Here is a 23,921-nt window from a genome sequence, read left to right on the forward strand (position 1 = left end):
GAGCCTCGGGAGGTTGCATGACATCGGCACAGGTCCCACCGCCCGCGGGCCGGTACGGCGCGCGGGAACGGCGTCGTGGAGGGCTCCTGTTCGTCCTCTCCTGCCTGGCGGTCGCGATGTTCCCCGCCTCCGCCCCGCCCGCCGCCGCGCATCCGCTGGGGGACCTCACCGTCAACCACTACGACGGCCTGCGGATCACCCCCGACCGGATCGAGAACACGGCGGTCGTCGACAGCGCCGAGCTGCCCACCCTCCAGGCCATGACCGAGATGGACACCGACGGCTCGGGCAGGGTCTCCACCGCCGAACTGGCGGCCTACGGCGCCGCCCGCTGCGCCGCGCTCGCCGGGTCACAGCGGCTGACCGTCAACGGCTCCCCCGTCGCCTGGCGTGTCGCCGGGAGCGGCCTGCGATACGCCCGGGGGCAGGGCGGCCTGCGGACCAGCCGCCTGACGTGCGACCTGACCGCCGACGTCCGCGCCCGGGGGACGGTCGACTTCAGCGACGACTACCTGCCCGACCGGACCGGCTGGCGGGAGATCACCGCGGTCGCCTCCGGCGGTCTGCGCCTGAGCCGGTCCTCCGTTCCCGGGACGAGTGTCAGCGGACGGCTGCGGTCCTACCCGGACGACCTGCTGGCCGCACCCCTCGACCAGCGGACCGCGCGGCTGAGCGTCACCCCGGAGACAGGTCCCTCGGCGGCCGTGCCGTCCCCGACGCCCGGGCCGTCCGACCTGTCCGGGCTGTCCGGCGGTCCGCTCGGCGGTGTGACGGCCTGGCTCGACCACACCTTCACCGGCCTGGTCGGCACCGACTCGCCGACCGCGCCGCTCGTGCTGCTCTCGGTGCTCATGGCCGTCGCGCTGGGCGCCGGGCACGCCCTCATCCCGGGACACGGCAAGACCATCATGGCCGCCTACCTGGCGGGCAGACGGGGACGCCCGCGTGACGCGCTGATCGTCGGCGCGACCGTCACCGTGACCCACACCGTCGGCGTCCTGGTGGCCGGTCTGCTGCTGACCGTCCTGTCCGCGCTCACCGGCGAGGCGGTGCTCGCCTGGCTCGGCCTGGTCAGCGGTCTGCTGATCACCCTGGTCGGGGCCGGGCTGCTGCGCTCCGCCTGGCATGCCCACCGCACCGGCGAGGCCCCCGCCCACGGTCACGGGCACGGCCACACCCACGGCCGTGCTCCCCTCGTTCCCCGGCGCTCCCCCGTCCGGGAGGTCCCCGGCGGTGCGGCCCACGGGTACGCGCCGGTCGCCGTCCTCGAACGGCGGGCCGATGAGGACCTCCCCCGCGAGCCGACGCCCCGCTCCCGGCGCGGGCTGGTCGGCCTGGGGGTGGCCGGAGGGCTGGTGCCCAGCCCCTCGGCGCTCGTCGTCCTGCTGGGCGCGATCGGCCTCGGCCGCACATGGTTCGGGATCGCGCTGATCCTGGCGTACGGCCTCGGCATGGCGGGCACGCTCACCCTCACCGGGCTGCTGCTGGTCAAACTCGCCGGGCGTCTCGGCCGCCTGGCGGCCGGGGGAAACGGCGTGGCGAGCCGCCTGTCCTCGCTCCTGCCGATCGGCACCGCCGTGGCCGTCATGCTGCTCGGTCTCGGCCTGACCGTGCGGAGCCTCATCGGCGCCGCGTGAACGACCCCGGACCGCCTACTGGGTCTCCTCCTGCAGGCGCGCCCACAGCCCGGCGAGCGCGTCCACGTCACCGGAGCTCCTGAGGGAGTTGCCGCCCGCCCCGCGCCGGTTCCACAGGTGGAGCAGGAGGTCCTCCGGCTCGCCGTCGATCCGCGCGTCCGGCGTCGCCCCCTCCTTCGCCCACACCGCGCGGTCCGCGCGCAGCGTCAGCGCCCACTCCCGGTCCCCGCAGCCCAGCACGACCGTACGGCCGACGCCCTGCTCCCGTTCGGGCCTGCCGCCGAAGTCGTGGGTGATGAAACCGAGCAGCTCGTCGACGCCGTCGGCCGCCGGCTCGGGGTCGACCGGGGTCGGCCCCCCGTCGATCAACTCGGCGTCGATCCGGTGGACGACCGTCTCGTGGGCCATCCTGCGGTACCAGAAGCCGACCGTCTGGTCCGGCGGGAACCAGGTGTGGGAGGGCGCGCCCGGCCCGCGCATGACGAGCTGGTCGAGCAGCGTCTCACGCTGGGAGAGGAACCAGTCCCTGAGCGCGGCGTCGCCGGGCAGCGGCGCCCGCTCGGCCTTCTGCGGGTCACGCCCGAGCCGCATGCACAGGACCTTGTGGTCGTAGACCCCTCCGACGTGGTGGAGCAGGTCACGGCCGGTCCAGCCGGGGCACGACGGCACCCGGGCGTCCAGCCCCCGCTCCGCGGCCGCGAGCAGGAGATCACCGTCGGCGCGGATCAGGTCGAGATAGCGAGTGTGATCCATGGGCGGCATCATGCCGTACGGCCCCGACGGTCCTCTCCCTGTTTTCCGCTCGGCCGGTGGACGCCGCGCCCCGGTGTCACCGGGCGTCGAGCACCTCGCGAAGCAGCTTCCCGAACTCGGCGGGGTGGGTGCTGAGCCCCGTGTGCCCGCCGGGGAAGTGGACCAGCTCCGTGCCGAACCGCTCCGCCAGGAGGGCCGCGGGACGGTAGGGCAGTTCGCCGTGGGAGTCCGCCCCGGCCGCGAGCACGAGCCGGTCCGACAGGGCCCGCAGCCGGTCCACGTCCGGGACGTGGGCCATGAAGCTCGGGATGACACGCCCGATGAAGTAGGGGGCGTCGGCCATCGACCGTTCGACGCGCGCGGCCGCCCTGGGGGACAGCTCGGCGGCGGGCCGCGCGCCGGCGCTCTCCCCCGGGCGCCTGAGACCGGCCGCGAGCACGGTCGCCGCGGCCATCGGCCCCTCCCGGTCGAAGGCCTCCCGGACACGGGCGAGCATCACGCGGTGCTCGGCGGCGTCCGGCAGCACCTCGGCCAGCGGCGGCTCGTGCGCCACGACACGTGCGATCCGCCCGGGGTGGGCGGTGAGCAGGTGCATCGCGACGATCGCCCCCGAGCTGCAGCCCGCCACGCTGACGGGCTCCCCGGGGGAGAGCAGGTCGATCAGCCCGAGGGCGTCCTCGGCGTGCTGTTCCACCCGCTGGGGCGCCGCCGGGTCGTCCAGCGGGCTGTTGGACAGGCCGCGCGGGTCGTAGGTGACGACCGTGCGGTCGGCGGCCAGGTCGTCGACGATCTCCTCGAAGGAGGCGGCGCCGCCGGTGCCGCCGGGGATCAGCAGCAGGAGCGGCCCGCGCCCCCGCACCTCGTAGTACAGCTCGGCGCCGTCCACACGCAGGCGTCCGGTGGTCGTCTCGGTCATGTCCTGTCTCCTTCACCGTGTGGTTCGTGCTCGGCGGGCCAGCGCTCCAGGAGGGTGTGCAGGGCGTCGAGGCAGCGTGACCACGACTCCTCGGCCGGGCGCGAGTGCGCGAACCCGCCCGCCGCCTCAAGGCTGATGAAGCCGTGCAGCATGCTGCGCAGCAGCCGTACCGCGTCGGTCAAGTCGGGCTCCCCGAGGGCGTAGGCGCGCAACATGCCGTAGGTCAGCTCGATCGCGCGCCGCGGCCCGCGCGCCGCGGCCAGGAGCTCGGGGTCGATCTCCGTGGGGATCTGCGTCGCCATGTAGCGGCCCGGGTGTTCGCGGGCGTAGTCCCGGTAGGCGGTCGCGTACGCGACCAGCGCGTCCCTGCCCGCCAGCCCCGCGGTGGCCTCCGCGATGCGGACGCTCTTCTCGTCGGCCGCCAGCAGGGCGATCCGGCCGCGCAGGTCCTCAAGGCCGCGAACGTGCGCGTAGAGGCTGGCGTCCTTCACCCCGAGCCGTCGTGCCACCGCCGACATGGTCAGCCGGTCGAACCCGACCTCGTCGGCCAGTTCGGCACCGGCGAGCGTCACCCGATCCGTCGTCAACCCGGCCCGCGCCATACGCACCCCTCTCTCCTAGAACCCCTAGACTGTAACTAATCACATTAGCTTCTGTCTAATGAGATTAGTTTCACCGGGCGCGCGACAGTACGGCACGGCGGTTCACCGAGGTCAGCGGCGTGGCCGCAGGCGGGAGGAGGGCAGGTCGTGACGGCCGGAGACGAACTCCTGGAAGGCGATCTTGACCTTGATGGCCGGGCGGCGCCAGCGCTCCTCACGGCGCTGCGCCCTGGCCAGTTTCCAGGGCCTCGGCCTTCGGGAGCCCGGGGCGAAGAACCAGTGGGCCCAGGGGGAGCCGGGCCGGGCCAGCCGCAGCGCCCCGACGATCAGCAGCAGCGGGACGAACAGACCGACCATGCCCGTCCAGATCTTCCCCTTCAGCAGGGTGACCACGGCGAGCATGAGATTGAGCACGAGGAAGCCGACCGCCAGCCACGTCCCCTGCGGCGTGCCGTCCGGCCGCTCCCAGCCCAGCGGGCGCAGGCCGAGCAGGAGCAGACCGGTGACGGCGATCGCGATGAACACCGCGTCGACCGACGTGCGGCCCTCCTCCTCCCAGTAGACGTCGTGCAGGTGCAGGATCAGCGCGAACTCGTCCAGGATGAGGGCGGCGCCCACCCCGAAGACGGCCGCGGTCAGGGCGTACCACCCCTGGGACACGCCGGAGACGAGCAGGCCGGAGACCCCGCCGAGCATCGTCAGCACCACGCCGAACACCACATGGTGGATGTGCATGTCGCCGACGCTGACGTTGCCGAACCAGCCGATCTTGGCGCGGATGAGCCGGACGTTGATGCGGGTGAAGACGAAGGCGACGATCAGCGCGACGAAGAAACAGAAGAGCGGTAGCCGTCCTGTTTCCACGATTCGATGTTGGAACAAATCCCCCACTGCACCTTCAGGTTATGCGAGAGCCGTCATGATCACGCCTAACCGGACACTCTGTCCCGACCCGGGGATTTCGCTCGGCCCTCGCCTACGGTTAGGCTGGCCGGGACACCGACGAGCCCGCGCGGGAGAGCGTCCTGACATCCAGGCCAGGACCCCTGAAGGAGCAAGCCCTCCCCGCAAACCTCTCAAGGCAAAGGACCGCGTGGGTAGGTGCCTCTGGAAAGCAGGCCGTACGGCCTCGCCGAAGGTGAAAGTCCGGCAAAAATCGGGCGAAGCTCTCAGGCATCCATGACAGAGGGGGAGGATGCTTCTCATCCGACCCCTGTCTGAGGTGCGAACATGTCCCGACCCACGCCGCTGCGCGGTGTTCACGAGGCCCTCGGCGCGACGCTGACCGACTTCGCGGGCTGGCTGATGCCGCTGCGCTACGGAAGCGAGTCCGCCGAGCACAACGCGGTCCGCCAGGCGGCCGGCCTGTTCGACCTCTCCCACATGGGAGAGATCTTCGTGACGGGCCCGCAGGCAGGCGAGGCCCTCGACTACGCGCTCGTCGGTCACATCTCCGCCCTTGAGCCGGGACGCGCCCGCTACACGATGATCGTCGATCCCCAGGGCGGCGTGCTCGACGACCTGATCGTCTACCGCCTGGCCGACCAGGAGTTCATGGTCGTCGCCAACGCCTCCAACTACCCCCGGGTCGCCGCCGAGCTGACCGAGCGCGCCGGGGCCTTCGAGGCCGCGGTCGAGGACCGCTCCGAGCAGTACGCGCTGGTCGCGGTACAGGGGCCGCGCTCCCGCGAGATCCTGGGCGGGCTCACCGACGCCGACCTCGACGGCCTGAAGTACTACGCGGGCCTTCCCGCGACCGTCGCCGGGCTCTCCGCCCTCGTCGCCCGCACCGGCTACACCGGCGAGGACGGCTTCGAGCTGTTCGTCGCCGCCGACGACGCCGAGCCGCTGTGGGCCGCGCTCACCAAGGCGGGCGAGCCGTACGGCCTGCTGCCCGCCGGGCTTTCGGCGCGTGACACCCTCCGTCTTGAGGCGGGGATGCCGCTGTACGGCAACGAGCTCTCCGCTGATCTCACCCCGTTCGACGCGGGGCTCGGCCGTGTGGTGAGGTTTGACAAACCAGGCGACTTCGTCGGCAGGGCCGCCCTTGAGCCGCTCAAGGACGTCCCCCCGGCCCGCCGCCTGGTGGGACTGATCGCGACCGGCCGCAGGGTGCCCCGCCACGGGTATCCGGTGGTCTCCGGCGACGGCGTCGTCGTCGGAGAGGTGACCAGCGGAGCGCCTTCCCAGACCCTGGGCAGGCCGATCGCCATGGCCTACGTGGACAACGGAACGTCCGCTGGACTGGCCGTGGACATCCGGGGCAGTCACGAGCCGGTCGAGGTCGTTGAGCTGCCTTTCTACAGGAGGAAAAAGTGAGTGACATTCCCGAGGAGCTGCACTACACCAAGGAGCACGAGTGGATCTCGGGCATAGACGACGGCCTGACCCTGACCGTCGGCATCACCGCCTACGCCGCCAACGCCCTCGGTGACGTGGTCTTCGTCCAGTTGCCCGAGGCCGGTTCCTCGCTCACCGCGGGTGAGGCGGTCGGCGAGGTCGAGTCGACCAAGTCGGTGAGCGACATCTTCGCGCCGGTCGGCGGTGAGGTCGTCGAGGTCAACGAGGCCGTCGTCGACGACCCCTCGCTGGTCAACAGTGACCCCTATGGCGACGGCTGGCTGTTCCGCGTCCGGCTTGAGGGTGACCCGGAGGACCTGCTGTCCCCCGAGGAGTACACGGCACTCACTTCGGGCGAATCCTGAAATATCTAATCTTGCGTCGTGATCACGCGCGTCCACCGGCGCGCGTGATCACGACCGCGGGACAGCGCAAAGGCAGGGCAGATCAATGGCGATCAGCGTCTTCGACCTCTTCAAGATCGGTATCGGCCCGTCCAGCTCGCACACCGGCGGCCCGATGGCCGCCGCCCACAGGTTCGCCAGAGGGCTCGACCACGACGGCCTGCTCGACAAGACCACCCGGGTCGAGGTCATCCTCTACGGCTCGCTCGGCCTGACCGGCAAGGGCCACGGCAGCGACAAGGCCGTCCTTCTCGGCCTGACCGGCGACAAACCCGAACTCGTCGACGTCGACACCGTCGACGAACGGCTGGCCGCCATGCGCGCCTCGGGAACGATCCGGTTGTACGGCTCCCGCGAGATCCCGTTCGCGGTCGGTGAGCATCTCGTCTTCGAACGCAAGATCTCCCTGCCGCACCACCCGAACGGCATGCGGTTCACCGCCTTCGGGGAGACCGGCGACGTCCTGCGGGAGAAGGTCTACTACTCGGTCGGCGGCGGCTTCGTGGTCGACGAGAACGCCACCGGCGCCGACCGCATCAAACCGGACGACACCGTCCTGCCGTACCCCTTCACCACGGCGGCCGAACTGCTCGGCCACTGCACGGAGACGGGTCTTTCCGTCTCGGGGCTGATGCTGGAGAACGAGAAGGCCTTCGGCCTGTCCGAGCGGGAGATCCGCGACCGGCTGCTGAACCTGTGGCGCGTCATGAGCGAGTGCGTCGGGCGCGGCATCGCCAAGGAGGGCGTGCTGCCCGGCGGCCTGAAGGTCAGGCGCAGGGCCCACCAGCTCCACCGGAGGCTGCAGAGCGAGGCCGCGGAGAAGGACCCGCTGCACGCGATGGACTGGGTCTCGCTGTTCGCCCTCGCGGTGAACGAGGAGAACGCCGCGGGCGGGCGGGTCGTCACGGCGCCGACGAACGGCGCGGCGGGCATCGTCCCGGCCGTGCTCACCTACTACGACCGGTTCGTCCCGAACTCCGACGACGACGGGGTGGTGCGCTTCCTGCTCACCGCGGGGGCGATCGGCGTGCTGTTCAAGGAGAACGCCTCCATCTCCGGCGCCGAGGTCGGCTGCCAGGGCGAGGTCGGCTCCGCCTGCTCGATGGCGGCGGCCGGGCTGACCGAGGCGCTCGGCGGCACCCCCGAGCAGGTGGAGAACGCCGCCGAGATCGGCATCGAGCACAACCTGGGGCTGACCTGCGACCCGATCGGCGGCCTGGTGCAGATCCCGTGCATCGAGCGCAACGCGGTGGCCTCGATCAAGGCCATCACCGCGGCCAGGATCGCACTGCGCGGCGACGGCCGCCACTTCGTCTCCCTGGACAAGGCGATCAAGACGATGCGCGACACCGGCCGCGACATGCTCGACAAGTACAAGGAGACGAGCAGGGGCGGCCTGGCGGTGAACGTCATCGAATGCTGACCCGACCTCCCAGCAAACACGCCAAACTCCACGAACTTTGACATCTCACCCGGCCACTCGCCGTAGCGCCCCTATGCTGGGTGCCGCTGTCACCGAGAGTCGGGAGGACGTCGTGCCGACGGAGGTCTCACAGCCGGAGAAGACACGTCCGGGAGGCCGGGCCCGCCACCGCGCGTCCGCCCTCCCCGGCGACCACCGTGACCACAGCGGCTCCCCGGGCTCCCGTGGTTCCCGTGGCTCTCACTGGTTCTTCGCGCTGGCCCTGCTCGCCGGGATCGGGGTGCGCGCGCTGGCCGTGCTCGGTTACCGGCCCACGCTGTGGTTCTGGGCCGACTCCTTCGTCTACCTCGGCGCCGGACTCGACCCCCGGCCGATGGAGTCCCGGCCCTCCGGCTACTCCCTGCTGTTGTGGGCGCTGCGCCCGCTGTCCAGCGTCCAGGCGGTCGTGGTGATCCAGCACCTGCTCGGGCTCGCCACGGCGTTGTGCGTCTACCTCCTGCTGCGCCGCCGGGGAGGGCTGCCGGGGTGGGGGGCGACGCTGATCACGCTCCCCGTGCTGCTCGACGTCCACCAGGTCCAGCTCGAACACCTCGTCATGGCGGACCTGCCGATGGAGTTCCTCGTGGTCGCGGCGGTCACGCTGGTGATGTGGCGGCGACGCCCGCCTGCGTGGGCGGCGCTGCTCGCCGGGCTCCTGCTCGCGGCGGCGACCGTGACCAGGACGATCGGGCTGCCGCTGGCCCTCGTGGTACTGGTGTGCATGGTGATCGGACGGTCCGGATGGCGGGCGGTCACGGCCACCGCGCTGGCCTGCGCGATCGGCCTGGGCGGCTACGCGGCCTGGTTCGCCTCCGAGTACGGCAACTACGGCCTGACCAGGGGAAACGCCTTCCTCTGGGCGCGCACCATGACCTTCGCCGACTGCGCCAGGATCAAACCCGCCGGTCCCGAGGCCGCGCTGTGCCCGACCGTCCCCGTCGCCGAGCGCAAGGCCCCGCCCGTCTACATCTGGGACGCCTCCTCGCCCCTGAACAAGGTCAAGGGAACCTGGGCCGAGCGTGACAGGCTCGCGGGCGCCTTCGCGGCCCAGGCCATCAGGGCGCAGCCGCTCGACTTCCTCACCGCGGGCCTCACCGACGTGGCCCATGTCTTCGACTGGGAACGCAGGGTCTACCCGACCCCCGGCCCGCAGAGCGCCTACGTCTTCCCCGCCGTCGCCAGGCCCTTCCCCACCGGCGCCGCCTCCCAGGGCAGGACCGCCGAGGAACTGACCGTCGCCTACCAGGGCGCCTCCGGCGAGACCCGTCTCGTCGAGCCGTACGCGGGCTGGCTGCGCCTCTACCAGGAGAACGGCTTCCTGCGCGGCCCGGTCCTCGCCGTGATCGTGCTGGTCGGGCTGGCCGGGGTGCTGCGCAACTGGCGGCGGCTCGGCGGGGTCGTGCTGCTGCCGTGGGCGGCGGGGGCCGTACTGCTGGCCCTGCCGCCCTTCATCGCGGCCTTCGACCACCGCTACGTGGTCCCGGCCGTCCCGTTCGCCTGCCTGGCCGCGGGACTCGCCTTCGCCGTACGGGACCGTGCCCCCGCCGCCCCCGCCGCCCCGGAACCGGCGGCACCGGGACCGGCGGGGTCAGCGGCCCCGGACGTGCAGCCTGACCCAGGCGCCGAGGTTCTCGTCCCCTATCGTCCTGCGGACCTTGGAGACCGCGTCCTTGTTCAGCCGCGCGACGAGCCTGCCGACGTCGGTGGCCGGCCCGCAGGTGATCGCGACGCGCAGACGATCGTCCTTCGCGTGCCTGACGCCAACTCGGACGAGCCCTTCGATTTCTTTAACCGCGACCCCCAGCATGGCCGTACCGGTGGCGCTGCGGCGTCCCACCCGTCCCCAGCCCAGGGCGCGCAGCAGCCACCTGATCGACAGCAGCGCCAGCACCACCAGTAGCAACGCCACCAGCCATCCCAGCCACGCGTGCTGCTCCAGGTAGGAGGGCAGCCCCCGGCTCATGATCCGGTCGTCGCGTGGCTGGGAGGAGAGCTTTCCCTGCCCCCGCAGGCAGGCGTACATCCCCGCCCCGGTCAGCGTCACCCCCGTGAGGGCCAAGCCGATCCTGTTGTCCAGGTAGGCCCGCATCAGGCTCCCCTCCTGCACAGCCGTACGACGATCTCTCGCGCGCACATCGCGCCCAGGGCCGTCAGCCGGTCACCCACGACGATGCCCACCTGACGCAGCAGGTGGCCCGTCCGGTCGGCGTCGGTGAACACGGTGACCTCGATGTCACGCGAGCCGAGCCGTACCCGGGCCCGCCCGACCCCGTCGACCGACTCCGCCGCCGCCCGCAGCGTACGGCGAAGCCCAGCCCTGGTCAGGCCGATCACCATCCGGGAGTCCGCGGACTCCAGCGGCACCAACCGGGTCTTGCCCGGCAGCACGGCCAGGGCGAACAGCACGATCCCGGCCGCCGTCACCACCAGCGCCACGGCGAAGACCGCGGGGTCGGACCACCTGGCCGCCCCGATCCCCTCGGCGACCCTGCGGTACGGCACCCGCCCCATCGGGGAGCCCATCGTCAGCCCCGCCGTCACACAGGCCGCGGCCGAGAGCGCCGCCGAGACCAGTACGGCGGCCACCAGGCCCGCCGGATTGCGCTCAGGCCGCAGCAGCCGTACCGATCTGCGCCGGACGGCGTGCAGGTGCTCCCCCGCCGTGGTTCCGCCCGTCCCCGCCATGATGTCCTGGAGAGTGCTCATCACCTGGACAGGTCTACGCGTCCCGGAGTCGTCACGCGGGGGTGAAGCGGCGACTTTCACGATCCCGGAGTCGCCCTGGCCGGAGAATTTACCGCCGGCATCTCAACATGAACACTGCTCATATTAGTCGTTTTACGGCTATTCTGCGGGCATGGACGACCGTCAGCGCTACGACCGGGCGACAGCGCACCTGGATCCTCCGTTCGCCGTGCTGGACCTGGAAGCCCTGCGCTCGAACGCCTCCGCCATGGCCCGGCGGGCGGGCGGCAAACCGATCAGGGTCGCCAGCAAGTCCATCCGCTCCAGGCCCCTGCTCGAACGGATCCTCGCCATGGACGGCTTCGCCGGAATCATGGCCTTCACCCTGCCCGAGGCCCTCTGGCTGGTCTCGACCGGCCTGCGGGACGTGCTCGTCGCCTACCCCACCGCCGACAGGACCGCGCTGGCCGAGTTGGCCGCCGACCCCGTGGCGGCGCGGGAGATCACGCTGATGGTTGACAGCGCCGATCACCTGAACCTCGTGGACGCCGCGATCGGCGGCCTCCCCCATCGCCACGAGATCCGCATATGTCTCGACATCGATGCGGGGTTCGTGGCCTTCCGCGGCAGATTCAGGGCCGGAGCGCACCGCTCCCCGGTACGCAGGCCCGACCAGGCGGCCGACCTGGCGGCCACCATCGCCAAACGCCCCGGCTTCCGCCTGGTCGGCGTGATGGCCTACGAGGCCCAGATCGCCGGAGTCGGCGACGACCAGCCGGGCAACCCCGCCCTCACCCGGGCCGTCCGCCTCATGCAGGCCCGCTCCCGCCGCGAACTCCTCGTCCGCAGAGGCCGCGTCGTCCAGGCCGTCGCCCAGGTGGCCGACCTGGAGTTCGTCAACGGCGGAGGCACGGGCAGCATCGACCTGACCGCCAGGGAGAAGGCCGTCACCGAGGTCGCCGCGGGATCCGGCTTCTTCCACCCTCGCCTGTTCGACTTCTACCGCGGCTTCACCGGGCGCCCCGCCGCCATGTTCGCCCTGCCCGTCGTCCGCCGCCCCGCCCCCGGCGTCGTCACCGTCCTGGGCGGCGGCTACCACGCCTCAGGCCCCCCGGGACGGGACCGCCTCCCCCACCCCTACCTGCCCCACGGCCTGCGCTACGCCCCCGGTGAGGGCGCAGGCGAGGTCCAGACCCCGCTCCTCGGCCCCGCCGCACACGACCTGAGAACCGGTGACCGCGTCTGGTTCCGGCACGCCAAGGCCGGCGAACTGTGCGAACGATTCACCGCCCTGCACCTGATCGAGGGCGAGGAGGTCGTCGAGACCGTCCCCACCTACCGCGGTGAGGGCCGCACCTTCCTCTGACCCGGCCCGCCCGCCTCAACGGCGACGGCGCCGCCACAGCATGACCACCGCGGTGACCGCCAGCACGGCGCCCACGCCGATCAGCACCGGCGCCAGGCTCGGCTCCTCCTCGGCCCACAGGCCCTGCGGCTCGTCCCCCGGCTTCACCGGACGCGGCGTGACCCCGACCACGTCCCCCATCCTGTCTCCGACCGAGACCAGGAACTGCCTCGCGCTCGTCTCGGCCTTGGCGACGGTCCTGCGCGCGACGTTCTTCGGGCTCACCCGGTCGGCGATGGCGTCAACCGTCTTGGCCAACTCCGCACGGGTCCGCTCGATTCTCCGCTCAAGCTCCGCGGGATCGGTGTCCGCCATCGGATCTCCTCTCGTCACCCTTGACATTGATCAGTCTGTCAGGTCCGGTCCGCCCGCGGCACTTCGGGCAGGCCGGTAAGTTGACCCGGGAACGAGTCCACGGAGGAAACCCATGAAACTAGAGCCCGGCGACGCCGCCCCGGACTTCGCGCTCCCCGCCGCCGACGGCGGCACCGTCTCCCTCGACGCCTACCGCGGCAAACGTGTGATCCTCTACTTCTACCCCGCCGCGATGACCCCCGGGTGCACCAAGCAGGCCTGCGACTTCCGCGACAGCCTCGAATCCCTGGCCGCCGCGGGCTTCGCCGTACTCGGTGTGTCCAAGGACACCCCGGCCAAGCTCGCCAAGTTCGTCGAGCACGACGCCCTGACCTTCCCCCTGCTGTCCGACCCCGGCCTGGAGGTCCACCAGGCCTACGGCGCCTACGGCGAGAAGACGATGTACGGCAGGACCACCGTGGGCGTGCTGCGCTCGACCTTCGTCATCGACGCGGACGGGAAGATCGAGAAGGCCCTCTACAACGTGAAGGCGACCGGTCACGTGGCCCGCCTCCGCCGCGAACTCGGCGTGGACTGATCCCCTTTTTTCGCCATTTAATGTGATTGGCGCATGCCCCAGGAATTGTCGGTCTCCTTCCGTAACCTCGGGGCATGCCGGCGAAGTACAAATACACCCCCGAAATGCTGGCCGAGGCCGCGGCCGCCTCTCTCAGCGTCACCGACGTCCTGCGCCGCCTCGGCATCACGATCGCGGGCGGAAACCACGCGCACATCAGCCGCCAACTGAAACGCCTCGGCATCGACACCTCACACTTCCGCAGGGTCGCCCCCAACCGCGGGAGGCCTTCCCCCAGACGCCGCACTCCGGGCCAGGCCCTGGTCGTCCTCCCCGAGGGCAGCGCGCGACCCAACCCCGCCCGCCTACGGCGGGACCTACAGACAATCGGGATGCCATACCACTGCGCTGGCTGTAAGATCGAGGGCATCTGGCTAGGGCGGGATCTCACTCTCCACGTCGATCACATCAACGGCGACTGGCTGGACAACAGAAAAGAGAACCTGCGTTTTCTCTGTCCGAACTGCCATTCACAGACAGACAATTTCGCAGGAAAGAATCGGGGCCGTAGTCCAGCGGTAGAGACACACGGTTTAGGTCCGTGCCAGGGTGGGTTCGAATCCCACCGGCCCCACCAGCGACCAAGAATCCAAGCGGTGACGCTGAGGTCGGTGACCGTCAGCGTCACCCTGGCTCCTCAGGACGCCGCCTTCGTCGAGGCCTACGTCACCCAGGGCAGGGCCCCCTCCCGATCCGCCGCCCTTCGCGAGGCCCTCCGCCTGCTCCGCGTCTCCGCCGGCGGCCTCCCCTCACCAGTCGCTCCCTCCCAGAACGGCCGTGTGGAGATCGCCGATGTCGAGTCCTCCCCGGTGGAGGACCTTCCCTCCGGCCCCCAGGACACGGTAGCCGCACGCGCGCAGCCGTTCCCTGGACAGGCCGGGGGGTGAGAAGAGGGCCAGTCCTGTGGCGTCGGCGGAGACGGTGGCGATCGTCCTGTTCCCTTCTCTGAGTTCGACGCGGACCCCTGCCCCGTTGGGGACGCGGACGGCGGCGGCCGGGGAGCCGCCGAGGTCCGTGGTCCAGCCGACCGGCTGGGAGAGGTCTCCCGCCGGGCGGCCGAGGCGGTCTGTCGTCGTGCTTCCGTCAGGGGCGGTGTAGGTCGTCTGGACGGCGAGGAAGGTGGGGGTCTCGGGGCCGGAGACGGTGGCGATGAGGGCGTCCCGGCCGGCGCCGAGGGGGCCGCCCCACAGATAGCGGTAGGTCAGCCGCCAGGGCGGGGTGGCCAGGGCGCCGAGTCCCCACAGCAGTCCCTGAGCCTGTTCCCGGTCGACGTGGCCTTCGGCGGCCGCGGCTGCCCTGGTCAGGTTTGGGCGGAAGGCGGGGTCCTCGTGCTGGGATGTGGGCCAGCCGAGTGGCACGGGTTCTCCGAAGCGTTCTCCCAGCCGGATCTTGATGGCGACGTGGCCGGGTGCGGCGTCGGGGACGGGGGTCAGGATCAGGCCGTCGTCCGTCCGGAGGGTGCGGGTGCGGCGTGTCGGGGTGCCGTCGGAGCGGTAGGTGACGGAGGGGGAGATCTTCACCGCGGTCGTCCGCGGGGGGCCGAGCACGATGAGGGTGTGGTCGGGGTCTGCGGAGATCCAGGCGATGCCGTCCCTGCCCGTCATGTTCGGGGGTTGCGGGTCGGCTCTCAGAGCCTCCACGGGGGTTCCCGCCGTGCCGTACAGGATGACCGTGCCGCCCATGGCGGGGTTCCTCGGGGAGACCGCCACGATGACGCGGTGTCCTGCCCTGTCCCCGGCGTAGAGGACGCGGGCGCCGGGGTCGCCGGTGATCCCGGGGTGGCCTCTGAGCCGTTCCAGGCCGCGTGAGGCCTGGCTTTTGACCGTGCCGAGGGAGCAGCCGAGTGTTCTGGCGACCTCGGCCTCCGGCAGGTCCTCGAAATAACGCAGGACGAGTACGGCGCGCATTCTGGGGGGAAGGGTCAGCATCGCCGTCCAGAGCGCGTCGCGGGTTTCGTAGCCGGTGTGCGGGTCCTGGACGGCTGTCTCCGGGACGGTGCCGGTGAGGTGTTCGGTGATCCGTCTTCGCCGCCACCAGGAGATGTTGAGGTTGGTGAGCACCCGGCGGGTGTAGAGCTCGGGGTCGTCGATCCTGTTCCAGCGTCTGTGGGTCCTGACCAGCGCGGTCTGGAGCAGGTCCTCGGCTCTGCCGTGGTCTCCGGTCAGCAGGTAGGCGGTGCGGAGCATGGCCTGCCAGCGTGAGGTGACGAAGTCGCGGAAGTGTTCCTCCGCGCTTTCCGCGCCTGTTTCCACGTTTCCCCTCCCGGCCCGCCCTCTTCTTTCTCAGATACCGGGCCGGTGGGAAAAGGTTGAGAGGGTTCCGTCAGTGAGGGGCCGGGAATGACGACGGGCCGCGCGATGCGTCCTCTTCATCGCGCGGCCCGGCATTGTTGTGATCCGCCATCACAAACAATCTCTCCCTTTACTCACCCCGGAGGGCGCTCCCGAAAACCATGGTGCCCGAAGGGGCGTAAGAGGGGTGTAAGGGCTTTGGAGGTGCGACCTGGGTCGTAGGCGCGGTTCCGCCCTGAGGGGGAAGGGCATTGATCTGCGTATACGTATCGTGGTGACGTGTTCGGCAGATTACTCGACTGGAGCCGTCGGCATCCCGGTGCCGTGGATGCTCTCTGGCTGGTGCCTTTCGCCGCGATCTCGGTGGCGAACGGGTGGTTCGTCGCGAACCTGACGGGTTCGGGGGCGAGGAGTGTGCCGTGGCCGGGGGTCGTGACGGGGCCGTGGGCGATCCTGGTCTTCGGGCTGATGGTCTCGGTTCCGCTGTTGTGGCTGCGGCGGCATCCTCTCGGGGTCTTCGCGGCCGTCTCGCTGGGGAGTTTCCTGCAGTGGCTCGCCGGGGTCGATCCGCTGGCGTTCAACGTGTCCGTGCTGATCGCCATGTACGCCGTGGCCGCGCGGCGCCTGTTGCGCTGGGCGGTCGCCGCGGGCCTGGTGGCGGAGCTGGGGCTGGCCCTTTCCTTCGGGCGGCTCGTGACATATCCGGATTTCGTGAGCTGGGCCAGCCTCTCCGTGTTCGTGGTGGCGATCTGGATCGCGGGCATCTACGCCAACACCCGCCGCCGTTATCTGCTGAGCCTCGAGGAGCGGGCCGTACGGGCCGAATATGAGCGTGACCAGCAGGTACGGCTGGCCGCCGCGGCCGAGCGGACCAGGATCGCCCGTGAGCTGCACGACGTGGTCGCGCACAACGTGAGTGTGATCATCGTTCAGGCGGACGGCGCGGGGTACGCGATCGACAACGATCCCGAGCAGGCCAGGGAGGCCATGCGGGCCATCTCGTACACGGGCAGGCAGGCGCTGGCCGAGATGCGCAGGATGGTCGGCGTGCTGCGCACCGACGGCGTGTCCGGGGCGGGTTCCGCCGAGAAGGGTTCCGCCGGGCAGGGCAGGGCCGAGGAGTACGCTCCGCAGCCGAGCCTGTCGCAGCTGGACGACCTGGTGGCCCAGGTGTGCGCCTCGGGGGTGCCTGTCGAGTTGCGGGTCACCGGCCCGGCCCAGGGTCTGCCCGAGGGGGAGCAGCTGACGGTCTACCGGATCGTCCAGGAGGCCCTGACCAACACGCTCAAGCACGGCGGCCCCGGCAGCAGCGCGGTGGTCGAGATGGAGTACGGTCCGCGTGAGCTGCTGGTCCGGGTGACCGACGACGGGCGGGGCGCGGCGGCGCCGCGAAGTGTGGACGGGCACGGCCTGGTCGGCATGCGGGAGCGGGCGGCGATGTTCGGCGGGAGCGTCGAGGCGGGTCCGCGCCCCGGTGGCGGGTTCCGGGTGACGGCGCGGTTGCCGATCGGCGAGATGGGCAGGAGCAGGGCCGCGTGAGGGGGGCCGGACGGAAGGGTGCCGGGGAGCGGTTTCCCGGTGGGAAGGTGGGTGGCCGGTGATTCGCGTGATGCTGGTGGACGACCAGGCGCTTCTGAGGGCCGGGTTCCGCATGGTGCTGAACGCCCAGCCGGACATCGAGGTCGTCGCCGAGGTGGGTGACGGGGCGGCGGCGGTCGAGGTGGCCGGAGGCGGCGGTGTCGACGTGGTGCTGATGGACGTGCGGATGCCGGTGATGGACGGCGTCGAGGCGACCCGTCTGATCCGCGCCGCCGAGGACGGGCCGCGGGTGCTGATCCTGACGACGTTCGATCTGGACGACTACGCGTTCGCGGCGTTGAAGGCGGGGGCCTCCGGGTTCCTGCTGAAGGACGTGCCGCCTTCCGACCTGGTCAGCGCCATCCATTCGGTGCACAGCGGGGACGCGGTCGTCGCGCCGAGCACGACCAGGCGGCTGCTGGAGCGTTTCGCCGTGCATCTCCCCTCTCCGGGTACGGCGGAGCCGACGGTGTTCGGCGGTCTGACGGCGCGGGAGCGGGAGGTGCTGGTGCTGGTCGCCCGTGGCCTGTCCAACGGGGAGATCGCCGAGCGGCTCGACCTGGCGGAGGCCACGGTCAAGACGCATCTGGGCAGGGTGCTGGCGAAACTGGGGTTGCGGGACCGGGCCCAGGTGGTGGTCTACGCCTACGAGTCCGGGCTTGTGACGCCGCATTCGACGGATTCGTGAACCCTTCCCGGCAAGGTCTTTCACGGGCCGGCCCCGCGAGCCAGGCCCCCGGCTCGTCCGAATGGCCGATACGGGAACTACGTCACGGGTCGTAGCCGCCCGGGAACAAGCCTCCTTCGGCGGAGGCCGACTCTGTCCCGCAGGCCGATGAACGGCCCTGTCCTGCGCCAATAGCGTTCTTCCAGTTCGCAAGACACGCTTTTGGCAAGGAGACAGAGACGTGACCATCACCGGAGAGGTCGGCGCGGGGCACGCGCGCAGGGACACGGCGGCGGCCGTGGTGGCCAGGGGCCTGACCAAGGTCTACGGCCAGGGAGACGCGGCCGTGGAGGCCCTCCGGGGAGTGGACGTCTCCTTCGCGACGGGCGCCTTCACCGCGATCATGGGGCCCTCCGGGTCCGGCAAGTCGACGCTGATGCACTGCCTGGCCGGTCTGGACACCGTCACCCACGGGCAGGTGCACATCGGCGAGGTCGAGCTGACGGGTCTCGACGACAAACGGCTGACGCTGCTGCGCCGCGAGCGGATCGGGTTCATCTTCCAGGCGTTCAACCTGCTGCCGACGCTGACCGCCGAGCAGAACATCAGGCTTCCGCTGGAGATCGCCGGAAGGCAGGCGGACCAGGTCCTGTTCGACCGGGTCGTGGAGACCGTCGGCCTGCGGGAGCGGCTCGGGCACAGGCCCAGCGAGCTGTCCGGCGGCCAGCAGCAGCGGGTGGCGGTCGCCCGCGCCCTGATCAGCAAGCCGCAGGTCATCTTCGCCGACGAGCCGACCGGCAACCTGGACTCGCGCAGCGGCGCCGAGGTGCTGTCGTTCCTGCGCACGTCGGTGCGTGAGCTGAACCAGACGATCGTGATGGTCACCCACGACCCGGTCGCGGCGTCCTACGCCGACCGGGTGATCTTCCTGCGGGACGGCCTGCTGGTCAGTGAGCTGTTCCAGCCGACCCCGCAGAGCGTGCTGGACACGCTGATGAAGCTGGAGGCCTGAAGGTGCTCAAGACGACCTTCGCCGGGCTCAGGGCACGCAAGCTGCGGCTGCTGCTCACCTCGCTGGCCATCGCGCTCGGGGTCGGCTTCATCGCGGGCACGTTCGTGCTCACCGACACCATGCAGGCCGGTTTCACCCAGAAGTTCGGCGCGGCGGCCGACAAGATCGACGTCGCCGTGCTTCCCGCCCCCGGCAAGGCGGACCTTTCCCAGGCCGTGCTGGAGAAGGTCCGCGCCGTCGGCGGTGTCGCCGAGGCCCAGGGTCTCGTACGGGGCACCTCCGCGCTGATCGGCAAGGACGGCAAGGCCGCCGGTGACTACCCGACCTCGGGGGTCTCCATCGTCCAGGGGCCGCTGAGCCGTACCTCCATCGTCAGCGGTTCGGCGCCGAGCACCGCGACGCAGGCCGTGCTCGACAAGAACACCGCCAAGACGCGGGGGTTCAAGGTCGGCGAAACCGTCGCGGTGCTCGACTCCAAGAACGTCAGTCACGAGTTCACGCTGGTCGGGCTGTTCGACGTCGGCCTCGACCAGGAGCTGGCCTACACCGGCGCGGTCGGCTTCGTCACCGAGACGGCCAGGGCGATGACCGGTGAGAAGGGCTACCGGGAGATCGACGTCGCGGCGGCCGAGGGGGTCTCCCAGGAGGACGCGCGCGCCGCGGTCGTCAAGGCCCTCGGGGCCGGCTACGAGGTGAAGACCGGCAAGCGGTACGCCGACGACATGGTCAAGGCCAACGGCGCCGACAGCCAGTTCCTCACGATGGGTCTGTTGCTGTTCGGCCTGGTGGCGATGTTCGTCGCGGCGCTGGTCATCTACAACACCTTCAACATCCTCGTCGCCCAGCGGACCCGGGAGATGGCGTTGCTGCGCTGCATCGGCGCGACGCGCGGGCAGGTGTTCGGCTCCGTCCTGCTGGAGTCGGCGGTGGTCGGCCTGATGTCGTCGCTGCTCGGCCTGCTGCTCGGGTACGGCATGGGCGCGGGGGCGATGGTGGTGCTGCGTACCTCCGGTGCCCCGCTGCCCGAGGCGACCGCGACCCTGACGCCGTTCACCGTGGCGCTGGCCGTGGCGGTCGGCATGGTCGTCACGGTCGGGGCGGCCCTGCTTCCCGCGCGTTCGGCGACGCGGGTCGCGCCGATCGCCGCGCTGCGCGCCCAGGTGGAGGAGCACACCTTCAGGGCGGGGGTCGTGCGGGTGATCGTGGCGGCGTTGTTCCTGGTCGCCGGGGTCGCGGTCACCGTGGTCGGGGTGACGATGGATCCCGGCCAGGCGGCGCTGTTCACCGTGATGGCGGGCGGCGCGCTGGTGTTCTTCGCGGTGCTGGTCCTCGGACCGGTGATCGTCAGGCCGCTGGGCGCCTTCGTGGGCTGGCTGCCGGGCAGGCTCTTCGGGGTGCCGGGCAGGCTCGCGCTGGACAACTCGGGGCGCAACCCGCGACGTTCCGCGACCACGACGGTGGCGCTGACCGTCGGCGTGACGCTGATGACGCTCATCTCGGTGCTCACCGGCACGCTGCGGCTGACCTACTCCCAGAAGCTCGACGAGCAGTTCCCCGTCGACTACATGGTCCAGGCCCAGGACCGCGAGTCGCGTCTGCCGCGTGACCTGGCGGAGAACCTGCGGACCAGGCCGGAGCTGACCTCGGTCGTCGCGATCCGCCAGACCGACGCCAAGGTCGGCGCCGAGGACTCCACCTACCGGGCGGGAACGTTCGCCGCCACCCGGGACTTCGCCCCGGCCTTCACCTCGGGGTCGGTCGGCGCGCTCAAGCCGGGGACCGTGGCGGTGGCGGGCTACGTGGCCAAGAACCTCAAGGTCGCGGTCGGCGACCGGCTTCCGCTGCGCACGAAGAAGGCGGGCCGGGTCGAGCTCACGGTCGTCGGGGTCTTCGACGCCGATCAGACGGGCCTGGCGGAGCTGACGGTTCCCGCGGCCGACTTCGACCGTTACTTCGGCGTGGTCGACGACAGCCGGATCCTGGTCAACGCCAAGGAGGGGGTCGCCCCCGACGTGACGCGCAAGGTGGTCGAGGCGGCGGCGCAGCCGTACCCGACGGCGAAGGTGGCCAGCTCCACGGAGGTCAGGAGCGGGTTCGACGAGGCGCTCGACATGAGCGTGATGATCATCACGGGGCTGCTCGGGCTGGCGGTGCTGATCTCGCTGCTGGGGATCGCCAACACGCTGTCCCTTTCGGTCCACGAGCGGACCAGGGAGTCGGCGCTGCTGCGGGCGCTGGGCCTGACCCGGTCCCAGCTGCGGGCGATGCTCTCGGTCGAGGCCCTGATCCTGGGGCTCATCGGGGCGCTGGTCGGGGTGGTGCTCGGTGTCGTGTTCGGCTGGGCCGCCGCACGGACCGCGACGACCGGCGTCGTGTTCACCGTTCCCGTGCCGCAGGTCCTGGCGTTCGTGGTGCTGTCCGGTCTGGCGGGCGTGCTCGCCGCCGTGCTGCCCGCCCGTAAGGCCGCCCGGGCCTCGGTCGTGGACGCCCTGGCCGCGGGCTGACCGGTGCCGGGGCGCCCCACGGGGTGCCCCGGCCCTTTCGCCCGGCTCATCCGGGGTACTGGTCGGCGATGGTCTCCGGGTTGAGGAGGGGCCTGATCGTGATCTCCCCGGTGGCCTTGTCGATCACGAGGCATCCGCCGCCGACGGTGTCGGGCAGCACGCCGGGGTCCTCGGGTTCGGGCTCCTTGGCCCAGGCGACGTATCCCTCGGCGAAGTCGTAGATCCGGATCTCCACGGCGGCGTCGAGGCCTCTGACGCCGTTGAAGTACTCCTCCGCGACCGCCCTGGCCTGTTCGAGGTTCACAGCCCGCGTCCCTCCGCGTCGAGGATCACGCAGAACACCCCGGTCACGAACTTGTAGAGCGGCTCGTCCGCGAGCCTCCCGAGTTGCGTGTCGAGCCAGAGCACCTCTCCGGAGGCGTTCACCGCGTTCCAGGCGTGGCTGCCGCCCCCGGGCCAGCGGTTGACGATGATCGCGGCGGATCCGTGGCCACCGGCCAGCAGCGCCGGTCCGATCGGGCCGTAGGCCTGTCTTCCCTGTCCGAGGTACTGGAAGCGCTGGCCGAGCCACCGTTCCGCGCGGGCCGCCCCGCCTTCCTCCCCGGTCAGCAGGGGTCTGCCGGCCCGGTCGTACTCCGGCCGTCTCGGCGCGGCGACGACCGGCGTCCCGTACCAGGTGGACAGCACCGACAGGGCGCAGTCCAGGGAGTTGGTCGCCCGGAACGGGTCGTCCGCCGCGCCGGCCCCGTTGATCGCCTTGATCCACTCTCCCCGGGGGTCGGGGAAGCGCGTGGGCGTCCCCTCTTCGGTCACCGGCACCGAGCACAGCAGGTCCTCCTGGATCTGCGGGTCCGGCATCACCAGCCCGCCCACCGCGCCGTACGGCCTGCACCGGTCCAGCCTGATCGGCCGCCACGCGACCCGCTCCGGCTCCCTGGGCGGCGCCACGACGACCGAGGAACGCGGGTCGAGCTCGAAGTCCCGCCACCGCTGCCCGTCCGCGGTCACCACGGGGTTGTACGTCCTCGTTTGTAATACCGCGGTTGAAAACGCCTGTTCCACCGGTCCCCCTCGGCCTCGTTTCGGGCCGATGTTAGGGCGCTCGGCCGTACGGCACCGGCGAGTTGACCAGATCTGGAAGGAGCGTCCCCGGCTCAGGTGACCCGGACGTCCACGGTGTGCCAGCCGGTGGCGCCGTCGGGGCCCACGGGGGCGCGTTCTGCGGTCTGGGTGTAGCCGGTGGCGTCGGTCGCCCGTACCTCGATGGTGTGCTCGCCCGGGGTGGCGTCCCAGTCGTCGACCACCCACTGGCGCCAGGTGTCGGCGGTCGGCGCCTGGGCGAGTCTCGCCTGGCGCCACGGCCCCCGGTCGATCCTGACCTCGACCGCGTCGATCCCCTTGTGCTGCGCCCAGGCGACCCCCGCGATCACCGTACGGCCCGCGGGCAGGTCGGCCCCGTCCCTGGGCAGGTCGATGCGCGACTCGGTCTTGACGGGTCCCTTCGGCGCCCATCCTCTGGGGGTCCAGTAGGCCTCGTCCCGGTCGAAACGGGTGACCTTGATGTCGGTCACCCACTTGGTCGCCGAGACGTATCCGTACAGGCCGGGCACGACTTGGCGGACCGGGAAGCCGTGCGCGAAGGGCAGCGCCTCACCGTTCATCGCGAAGGCCAGCAGGGCGTCACGGCCGTCGAGGACGACGTCGACCGGGGTGCCGCAGGTCCAGCCGTCGGCCGAGGTGCTCAGCAGCATGTCCGCGTCCCGGTGCACGCCCGCGTCGCGCAGCACCCCCGCCAGGTCGGCCCCCAGCCACCTGGCGTTGCCGACATAGGGGCCGCCGACGTCGTTGGAGACGCAGCACAACGTGACGTCCGCCTCGACCACGGGCCGTTTCAGCAGGTCGGCGAAGGTCAGTTCGACGGGCCTGTCCACCATGCCGTGGATCCTGAGGGTCCAGGAACGGGGGTCGACCTGCGGCAGCACGAGGGCGGTGTCCACCCGGTAGAAGTCCGCGTTCGGGGTGACGAACGGCGACAGTCCCTTGATCCTCAGGTCGGCCCCGGCCGGGATCGGGGGAAGCGGGGTCGCGGGCCCGGGCAGCCTCAGGGAGGCCCTGGCCGCGCTCACCGCGGAGCGTCCCGACGTCAACGCCTGGCCGATCACGCCGCTCACCCCGGCGAGCGCGAGACCACCCGCCGCCCCGATGAGCAGTCCGCGCCGGTCGATCGCGGCGCCCTCCCCCGAGGTCGTGGGGGCCGGGCCCCGCAGGGCGCGTCCGGTCAGCAGGCGCAGGGTGACGATGCCCGCGACCATGCCCGCGAGCGTGGGCACGGCGTCCAGGACGCCCGCGTCCGGACGGGTCAGGGCGGCCGAGACGCCGACCACGCCGAAGGCCGCCAGCCCGGCGGTGCCGTACCTGAGGTCGCGCAGGGCCAGCGTCCCGATGGCCGCGGCGATCGCGGCGAGGACCACGAGGATGCCCGCGACCAGGACGTTCTTGTCGTTCTCCCCGAAGACGCGGATCGCGAACTCCTTCGCCCCCGCGGGGGCGAGGTCGACCGCGGCGTCGCCGACCGCGACGACGGGGAAGGCGGACGCCCTGACCAGCCCCGCGGCCGCCAGGGAGACCCCCAGCGCCGCCGCGCAGGAAACCAGGCCGATCAGCGGGCCCGCCCACCCGGGCGCACGTCTGTTGCTCTCCATGCCTGCGACGTTACGCCTGTCCGCGCGCCGGT

21 protein-coding genes, 1 tRNA gene and 2 riboswitches are annotated in these 23,921 nt (G+C 71.3%); of the genes, 12 read left to right on the forward strand and 10 right to left on the reverse strand.

Annotated features, from left to right (window positions below; translation table 11 throughout):
- The first annotated feature begins 17 nt into the window (after nucleotides 1-17).
- Nucleotides 18-1,637 (forward strand): High-affinity nickel-transporter, encoded by a 1,620-nt coding sequence (locus ACFOYY_RS26080; RefSeq protein WP_386192921.1) that lies wholly within the window; start codon nucleotides 18-20, stop codon nucleotides 1,635-1,637.
- 15 nt (nucleotides 1,638-1,652) lie between these two features.
- On the opposite strand, the gene ACFOYY_RS26085 is transcribed toward ACFOYY_RS26080, so the two are convergent.
- The 4 genes from ACFOYY_RS26085 to ACFOYY_RS26100 all read right to left on the reverse strand — a co-directional run bounded on the left by ACFOYY_RS26085 (nucleotide 1,653) and on the right by ACFOYY_RS26100 (nucleotide 4,772).
- Nucleotides 1,653-2,390, reverse strand: coding sequence for a maleylpyruvate isomerase family mycothiol-dependent enzyme (locus ACFOYY_RS26085; protein WP_386192924.1), 738 nt, complete (start codon nucleotides 2,388-2,390; stop codon nucleotides 1,653-1,655).
- A gap of 76 nt (nucleotides 2,391-2,466) precedes the next feature.
- Nucleotides 2,467-3,306 carry an alpha/beta fold hydrolase gene (locus tag ACFOYY_RS26090; RefSeq protein ID WP_386192927.1) on the reverse strand — a complete coding sequence of 280 codons (840 nt, stop codon included), beginning with the start codon at nucleotides 3,304-3,306 and terminating at the stop codon, nucleotides 2,467-2,469.
- Nucleotides 3,303-3,908 (reverse strand): TetR/AcrR family transcriptional regulator, encoded by a 606-nt coding sequence (locus ACFOYY_RS26095; RefSeq protein WP_362777005.1) that lies wholly within the window; start codon nucleotides 3,906-3,908, stop codon nucleotides 3,303-3,305. Before ACFOYY_RS26095 ends, ACFOYY_RS26090 begins: the two co-directional genes overlap by 4 nt.
- A gap of 111 nt (nucleotides 3,909-4,019) precedes the next feature.
- A complete protein-coding gene (locus ACFOYY_RS26100) occupies nucleotides 4,020-4,772 on the reverse strand; it encodes a hypothetical protein (RefSeq protein WP_352009580.1) in 753 nt (250 codons plus the stop codon).
- 139 nt (nucleotides 4,773-4,911) lie between these two features.
- Nucleotides 4,912-5,010: riboswitch (glycine riboswitch) on the forward strand.
- Nucleotides 5,011-5,012: 2 nt separating this feature from the next.
- Nucleotides 5,013-5,097, forward strand: a riboswitch (glycine riboswitch).
- Between the two features lie 41 nt (nucleotides 5,098-5,138).
- Between ACFOYY_RS26100 and gcvT the strand changes: the two genes are divergently transcribed.
- The 4 genes from gcvT to ACFOYY_RS26120 all read left to right on the forward strand — a co-directional run bounded on the left by gcvT (nucleotide 5,139) and on the right by ACFOYY_RS26120 (nucleotide 10,014).
- Nucleotides 5,139-6,227, forward strand: a complete 1,089-nt coding sequence (gene gcvT / locus ACFOYY_RS26105) for a glycine cleavage system aminomethyltransferase GcvT (protein WP_352009581.1) — start codon at nucleotides 5,139-5,141, stop codon at nucleotides 6,225-6,227.
- A complete protein-coding gene (gene gcvH, locus ACFOYY_RS26110) occupies nucleotides 6,224-6,613 on the forward strand; it encodes a glycine cleavage system protein GcvH (RefSeq protein WP_352009582.1) in 390 nt (129 codons plus the stop codon). The genes gcvT and gcvH overlap by 4 nt, the downstream gene beginning before the upstream one ends.
- Nucleotides 6,614-6,698: 85 nt before the next feature.
- Entirely contained in the window at nucleotides 6,699-8,075 is a 1,377-nt protein-coding gene (locus ACFOYY_RS26115) for an L-serine ammonia-lyase (RefSeq protein ID WP_386192930.1), read from the forward strand.
- Nucleotides 8,076-8,187: 112 nt separating this feature from the next.
- On the forward strand, nucleotides 8,188-10,014 hold the full coding sequence (locus ACFOYY_RS26120; protein ID WP_386192933.1) for a hypothetical protein: 1,827 nt from the start codon (nucleotides 8,188-8,190) through the stop codon (nucleotides 10,012-10,014).
- Nucleotides 10,015-10,202: 188 nt separating this feature from the next.
- Here the strand turns inward: ACFOYY_RS26120 and ACFOYY_RS26125 are convergent, their stop codons facing one another.
- A complete protein-coding gene (locus ACFOYY_RS26125; protein ID WP_386192936.1) occupies nucleotides 10,203-10,820 on the reverse strand; it encodes a DUF6286 domain-containing protein in 618 nt (205 codons plus the stop codon).
- A gap of 151 nt (nucleotides 10,821-10,971) precedes the next feature.
- Between ACFOYY_RS26125 and ACFOYY_RS26130 the strand changes: the two genes are divergently transcribed.
- Complete coding sequence (locus tag ACFOYY_RS26130) at nucleotides 10,972-12,165, forward strand: amino acid deaminase/aldolase (RefSeq protein WP_352009586.1); 1,194 nt, start codon at nucleotides 10,972-10,974, stop codon at nucleotides 12,163-12,165.
- 15 nt (nucleotides 12,166-12,180) lie between these two features.
- On the opposite strand, the gene ACFOYY_RS26135 is transcribed toward ACFOYY_RS26130, so the two are convergent.
- A complete protein-coding gene (locus ACFOYY_RS26135) occupies nucleotides 12,181-12,519 on the reverse strand; it encodes a DUF3618 domain-containing protein (protein ID WP_362777015.1) in 339 nt (112 codons plus the stop codon).
- A gap of 112 nt (nucleotides 12,520-12,631) precedes the next feature.
- Between ACFOYY_RS26135 and bcp the strand changes: the two genes are divergently transcribed.
- Both bcp and ACFOYY_RS26145 read left to right on the forward strand, forming a co-directional pair.
- Complete coding sequence (gene bcp / locus ACFOYY_RS26140) at nucleotides 12,632-13,096, forward strand: thioredoxin-dependent thiol peroxidase (RefSeq protein ID WP_352009588.1); 465 nt, start codon at nucleotides 12,632-12,634, stop codon at nucleotides 13,094-13,096.
- A 540-nt stretch (nucleotides 13,097-13,636) separates the two neighbouring features.
- A tRNA-Leu gene (locus tag ACFOYY_RS26145) sits at nucleotides 13,637-13,712 on the forward strand.
- A 172-nt stretch (nucleotides 13,713-13,884) separates the two neighbouring features.
- Here ACFOYY_RS26145 and ACFOYY_RS26150 read toward each other — a convergent pair.
- A complete protein-coding gene (locus tag ACFOYY_RS26150; protein WP_386192940.1) occupies nucleotides 13,885-15,387 on the reverse strand; it encodes a SigE family RNA polymerase sigma factor in 1,503 nt (500 codons plus the stop codon).
- 318 nt (nucleotides 15,388-15,705) lie between these two features.
- Between ACFOYY_RS26150 and ACFOYY_RS26155 the strand changes: the two genes are divergently transcribed.
- From ACFOYY_RS26155 to ACFOYY_RS26170, 4 genes are all read left to right on the forward strand, one after another.
- The gene (locus ACFOYY_RS26155; RefSeq protein WP_386192943.1) at nucleotides 15,706-16,965 is read left to right on the forward strand and encodes a sensor histidine kinase; all 1,260 of its coding nucleotides are present in this window, start codon (nucleotides 15,706-15,708) and stop codon (nucleotides 16,963-16,965) included.
- 58 nt (nucleotides 16,966-17,023) lie between these two features.
- A complete protein-coding gene (locus ACFOYY_RS26160) occupies nucleotides 17,024-17,692 on the forward strand; it encodes a response regulator transcription factor (RefSeq protein ID WP_352009591.1) in 669 nt (222 codons plus the stop codon).
- 220 nt (nucleotides 17,693-17,912) lie between these two features.
- Nucleotides 17,913-18,683, forward strand: coding sequence for an ABC transporter ATP-binding protein (locus tag ACFOYY_RS26165; RefSeq protein ID WP_352009592.1), 771 nt, complete (start codon nucleotides 17,913-17,915; stop codon nucleotides 18,681-18,683).
- A 2-nt stretch (nucleotides 18,684-18,685) separates the two neighbouring features.
- Nucleotides 18,686-21,187: an ABC transporter permease gene (locus tag ACFOYY_RS26170; protein ID WP_386192947.1), complete on the forward strand. Its 2,502-nt coding sequence runs from the start codon at nucleotides 18,686-18,688 to the stop codon at nucleotides 21,185-21,187.
- A gap of 46 nt (nucleotides 21,188-21,233) precedes the next feature.
- Here the strand turns inward: ACFOYY_RS26170 and ACFOYY_RS26175 are convergent, their stop codons facing one another.
- From ACFOYY_RS26175 to ACFOYY_RS26185, 3 genes are all read right to left on the reverse strand, one after another.
- On the reverse strand, nucleotides 21,234-21,491 hold the full coding sequence (locus ACFOYY_RS26175) for a hypothetical protein (protein ID WP_352009594.1): 258 nt from the start codon (nucleotides 21,489-21,491) through the stop codon (nucleotides 21,234-21,236).
- Nucleotides 21,488-22,195 carry a toxin glutamine deamidase domain-containing protein gene (locus tag ACFOYY_RS26180; RefSeq protein ID WP_386192950.1) on the reverse strand — a complete coding sequence of 236 codons (708 nt, stop codon included), beginning with the start codon at nucleotides 22,193-22,195 and terminating at the stop codon, nucleotides 21,488-21,490. The genes ACFOYY_RS26175 and ACFOYY_RS26180 overlap by 4 nt, the downstream gene beginning before the upstream one ends.
- 146 nt (nucleotides 22,196-22,341) lie before the next feature.
- A complete protein-coding gene (locus ACFOYY_RS26185) occupies nucleotides 22,342-23,889 on the reverse strand; it encodes a molybdopterin-dependent oxidoreductase (protein ID WP_386192953.1) in 1,548 nt (515 codons plus the stop codon).
- Between the last annotated feature and the right edge of the window lie 32 nt (nucleotides 23,890-23,921).

It is taken from the genome of Streptosporangium jomthongense, from assembly GCF_042650425.1.
In the GTDB taxonomy this organism is placed as follows: Bacteria; Actinomycetota; Actinomycetes; order Streptosporangiales; family Streptosporangiaceae; genus Streptosporangium.

Coding starts and splice junctions, on each gene's coding strand:
- ACFOYY_RS26080 (WP_386192921.1), top strand. CDS start 18: ATGACATCGGCACAGGTCCCACCGCCCGCGGGCCGGTACGGCGCGCGG.
- ACFOYY_RS26085 (WP_386192924.1), bottom strand. CDS start 2,390: ATGGATCACACTCGCTATCTCGACCTGATCCGCGCCGACGGTGATCTC.
- ACFOYY_RS26090 (WP_386192927.1), bottom strand. CDS start 3,306: ATGACCGAGACGACCACCGGACGCCTGCGTGTGGACGGCGCCGAGCTG.
- ACFOYY_RS26095 (WP_362777005.1), bottom strand. CDS start 3,908: ATGGCGCGGGCCGGGTTGACGACGGATCGGGTGACGCTCGCCGGTGCC.
- gcvT (WP_352009581.1), top strand. CDS start 5,139: ATGTCCCGACCCACGCCGCTGCGCGGTGTTCACGAGGCCCTCGGCGCG.
- ACFOYY_RS26115 (WP_386192930.1), top strand. CDS start 6,699: ATGGCGATCAGCGTCTTCGACCTCTTCAAGATCGGTATCGGCCCGTCC.
- ACFOYY_RS26125 (WP_386192936.1), bottom strand. CDS start 10,820: ATGAGCACTCTCCAGGACATCATGGCGGGGACGGGCGGAACCACGGCG.
- ACFOYY_RS26130 (WP_352009586.1), top strand. CDS start 10,972: ATGGACGACCGTCAGCGCTACGACCGGGCGACAGCGCACCTGGATCCT.
- ACFOYY_RS26135 (WP_362777015.1), bottom strand. CDS start 12,519: ATGGCGGACACCGATCCCGCGGAGCTTGAGCGGAGAATCGAGCGGACC.
- bcp (WP_352009588.1), top strand. CDS start 12,632: ATGAAACTAGAGCCCGGCGACGCCGCCCCGGACTTCGCGCTCCCCGCC.
- ACFOYY_RS26185 (WP_386192953.1), bottom strand. CDS start 23,889: ATGGAGAGCAACAGACGTGCGCCCGGGTGGGCGGGCCCGCTGATCGGC.